Origin of the sequence: Flavobacterium sp. LAR06 (assembly GCF_041946075.1) — a bacterium.
GTDB lineage: Bacteria > Bacteroidota > Bacteroidia > Flavobacteriales > Flavobacteriaceae > Flavobacterium.
Map to the genome: position 1 here is coordinate 1 of NZ_JAUTYT010000034.1, position 1745 is coordinate 1745.

Annotated in this window: 1 protein-coding gene; it reads right to left on the minus strand. The window is 32.8% G+C overall.

What is annotated here, in order from left to right:
* Positions 1 to 183: 183 nt before the first annotated feature.
* Complete coding sequence (locus tag Q7C23_RS23230; protein ID WP_375034730.1) at positions 184 to 1632, minus strand: IS1182 family transposase; 1449 nt, start codon at positions 1630 to 1632, stop codon at positions 184 to 186.
* Positions 1633 to 1745: the final 113 nt, after the last annotated feature.

The window sequence follows — 1745 nt, forward strand, 5'->3', positions numbered from 1 at the left end:
GAGGGCACTGAAAAACATCCCTTATTTTGATCAGGTTTATTTTTTAGACAAAAAAAACGCTTATAACAGGATTTAAAATATCCGTTGTAAGCGTTTTTCGTTTGATAACTGTTTTTTTGTTTTCAGCTATAGGAGTCTATTTTTTATTTGTAGAGGAATAATGCATACTTATTTTGTAATTTCTTACATTAATTTTAGTATTCTTTTTAAGTTGACTGTAAAAATAGCCATTGCTCCTTGCATTTGCATATTGGTGATGCCATACGATAGTGCTCTATCGTATCCATGTACATTTTTTAACTCACTATTTTTAGCTTCTATTTTGTATCGATGTTTTACCTTTTCTTTGAAATAATCCGTTTCTTGAAAAGAAATTTGTTCTTGATGTAATTCTGATTTTATCGATACCGAATATGTTTTTGTCTTTGATCCTTCTTTGTAACATCCTTCTTTTAAAGGACAAGACTTACATTTTTCGACATCAAAATAATGGGTCTCTACTTGATTTGTTCCGACATTTTTTTTGCCCTGTTTTGATTTTTTTATAGCCATATGGCCTGCAGGACAAACAAACCTGTCGGCATCTTTATTGTAGTCAAATCTGTCTTCGTCTTTTCTAATACCTTGTGTTATTGTAGTATTTAGTTTGGCTACTATTTTAATGTTTTGCTCATTTGTGAGCTTTAGATTTTCTTTTCCTGCATAAGCTGCATCACCAATGATAGTATCTACATCAATTCCATTTTCTTGACTAATCTCCAAAAGTTTAGGTAATTCGGGTCCGTCTCCTTTCTCTCCTGAGGTTACTACAGCTGCTGTAATGATACGCTCTTCGGTCATCGCTAAATGAGTCTTGTATCCAAAGAAGGAGCTATCAGCGGATTTATGACCTATTTTAGCATCTGTGTCTTTTGATAAAGTAAAATTTTCCTGCGTATCTTCTATAGTTTCTTTAAGCAGGTTAAGCTTTTCTTTTACAGCAGGTATAGAACTCAAAGATTCTTCTTTTTCTATACGCTGCTCAAGTTCTTTACAATAGGCTAGTTCTTTTTCTAATTCATTGGTAGTGTTCTTCTTTGGTATATGTTCTTTGAATTGATCATCAAATAGATATACCGTTTTTCGAAGTAGTTTAGAACGCTCTCTTAATACTTCAATTGCTGAAAATGGATTAGATCTCGATAAAGTATGTGTAGCATCCACTATAATAGACTTGGATCTGATGATTCCCTTTTCAACAGCTATAGTCACTGTTTTACCAATGAGTAGATTTAATAAGTCTGTATCTTTAAGACGAAGTTTACGAAATTTCGTCAATGAACTTGGATTAATAACGCTCTCTTCTGGCGTCATTTCCAAGAAATACTTAAAAGACATATCAAAACGTGAACGTTCTACTACATCAACATCCGAGACATCATAAATTGTTTTTAGAAGCAAATACTTAAACATACGCACTGGGCTTTCTGCTGTGCGACCATTAGTGGTACAATATTTATTTAGCAACTCATCGTAGATGAATGAAAAGTCTATGAGTTCGTTGATTTTTCTAAGGAGATTATCCTGAGGAACAATTAAATCATATAATGAGGAGTAGGGACTAAACTGAATTTGTTGCTGTTGAATTAACATCTAAAAAGCCTTATGATTACACGCAAAAGATACAAAAAAAGGAGCAGAAAACTTTTAGCTTCTGCTCCTTTTAATTAACAATTTATTCGCGAAAAGACTTTTTCAGTGTCCTC

What these genes read in the sequence shown, in the direction of transcription:
- Q7C23_RS23230 (WP_375034730.1), bottom strand. Translation starts at nt 1,632, where the DNA reads ATGTTAATTCAACAGCAACAAATTCAGTTTAGTCCCTACTCCTCATTA.